Consider the following 2142-nt stretch of genomic DNA (forward strand, 5'->3'; position numbering starts at 1 on the left):
ACTGGTTGAGTCGAGGGGGGATATTATTCCCCGCCCCTCTCAGTTAGATCTGGGCGTGCGACTTTCACCGCACCCAGCTCCCGATGTTCTTGGCTTGCGCCTTTGCTCATGTGGAGATAATCGTGGCAGCTTTCGTGAACCGCTAAAAGGTTGTTTATTTTCCAATTACTGTGGCAACCATCTACATGATGCAGATGTACCTTTTCATCGCTTAGCATTTTTAAGCCACATTTTCCACATTTATGGTTTTGCCGTTTTAAGGCTTTAGAGGTTTCGCCGTTATAGAGCTTACTGTTACGCTCACTCCAGTAGGCTATATCTCCGTCGTAAGGTGATTTCTCCCCTTTGACATTGACAAATTTGTTTTCGGAGAAAGAAACCGATGGGAATGCTTTGTCAAGCAGTTTCTTGCTGGTGTAGCGAGATTGTTTCGATTCCTTATTGAATACCTTGAAAGCTCTTGTTTCGATGTGGTATAGCGAGTCGCGCGACCCGTCCATCTTGCAGAAGCGGTGGTAATTTCTCCATCCTCTAACCACAGGGGCTAATTTCTCAGCCTTGTCCGTAGCTCCATAATTCGAGCTGTTGACAATGTGTTTTACCTTCTGACGGAACGCTTTAAAATTATCCGCTGATGGAACGCATCTAAATTTCCCGTTGTTCTGCACTTTGAAATGCCAACCGAGGAAGTCAAACCCATTTGTCGTAGCTGTTAGCTTAGTTTTATTTTCACTAACCTTCATCCCTCGTTCTGCTAGAAATTCGCTGACTTTATCAAGTATTGCCTTCGCATCATCTTTAGGTTTCAGAATTATTACCATGTCATCCGCATAGCGAACTGATTGGTGTATCTCCTCAATTCCATTGAGCGCGATATTGGCTAGTAATGGGCTTACCACACCCCCTTGTGGGGTTCCTTGTTCTGGAAATTCTGGGTTGACTCCTGCTTTTAGACAACGGAATATTCCGGTCTTAATGCCCTTTGGGGCGATGAGTCGTTCCATTATGCTGGTGTGGCTTATCCTGTCAAAGCATTTTTCGATATCGAGTTCGATAACCAGTTTTTCTATTCCATTACTCTGGGAGCGTAGATTATGAAACAGTTTTTTCTGCGCGTCGTGCGCCGACCTTCCCGTTCTGAACCCATAACTCTGAGCATGAAAAGTTGCTTCGTGTGCTGGCTCTAGCGCGTATTTTGCGAGGCATTGCCACGCTCTATCAGCGATAGTAGGTATCTTAAGGAGGCGGGTACTCCCATCCTTTTTAGGGATTGGTATTGAACGTAACTTCTGATGTTTCCAGTTGTTACTTTTGGTTCTAAGTTCTTCAGTCAGAGCGAATCTTTCCTCAAATGTGAGTGAGGCTTGGACATCGATTCCCGCAGTCTTTTTGCCAGCATTAAGTTGAGTTACTTGACGTATCGCCAACATTCTTGCAGCCCGAGATTTCAGAATTAGCTTTTGAAGGGACTTTGCTTTCGGCTTGTCTCCAACCTGAATCGCTTTATACACGCGCTTTTGTAGGCGGAATAAATCACGGCGGAATTTCTTCCACGGTAACGTTTTCCAAGATTCACTAACATTGCTGCTGTGTCTAATCATGCTCTGCTCTAACTTATGTTTTCTGAACACCTCAGACCAATTACGGTCTGTCCTACCCGAACGGAGGGGGTTCCGCTGCTCGTCTAGCCTACGAAAGGGTTCGACTTCCCCTTGACCCTCAATTCGTTTTTCTTCGTTCCCTCGGTTAGATTGATTGTTCCTTTAGGTGGGGCCAATTTAACTACTGGATTCCCTGGACTCTTGCCGATATTGGAAAAAGATTCGGCGGGAATGAACTCCAGTGGAGTCGGGAGTTTTTGTCTGTGTCCCGCTCAAGACTAAGTTACTTTTCTAGGCTCTGTTTTCACCATCGGAACTCCCCATTAACGCCAGTGTCACCTCACATTAGATGTCTGATTGCGTCCTGTTCCCAGCTTCACTCTCCGAGAATCGAGCTTGGTCGGTGTGGGCAGATAGGGAGTCATACCTGAGTCTGGCAGAAGGGACTTGCACCCTTATCAGACCGAGAGTTCAGCCTCGTGGCTGGAAACGTTATGTGTCGGGTTTTCACCGTGATTCACGCTTCAACGAATCGCACTCT

The 2142-nt window shown here is 46.2% G+C and carries 2 protein-coding genes; one reads left to right on the top strand and one right to left on the bottom strand.

Annotated elements, in window-relative coordinates; translation table 11 throughout:
• Window positions 1-23: 23 nt before the first annotated feature.
• Window positions 24-1601 carry a reverse transcriptase domain-containing protein gene (locus tag QUB25_RS29565; RefSeq protein WP_333189031.1) on the bottom strand — a complete coding sequence of 526 codons (1578 nt, stop codon included), beginning with the start codon at window positions 1599-1601 and terminating at the stop codon, window positions 24-26.
• Window positions 1602-1950: 349 nt separating this feature from the next.
• Here QUB25_RS29565 and QUB25_RS29570 point away from each other — a divergent pair.
• On the top strand, window positions 1951-2142 hold a 192-nt coding region (locus QUB25_RS29570; protein WP_333189033.1), incomplete at its 3' end, for a hypothetical protein.

The organism is Microcoleus sp. B3-D7 (assembly GCF_036705305.1).
In the GTDB taxonomy this organism is placed as follows: Bacteria; Cyanobacteriota; Cyanobacteriia; order Cyanobacteriales; family Microcoleaceae; genus Microcoleus.

What these genes read in the sequence shown, in the direction of transcription:
- QUB25_RS29565 (WP_333189031.1), bottom strand. Translation starts at nt 1,601, where the DNA reads ATGATTAGACACAGCAGCAATGTTAGTGAATCTTGGAAAACGTTACCG.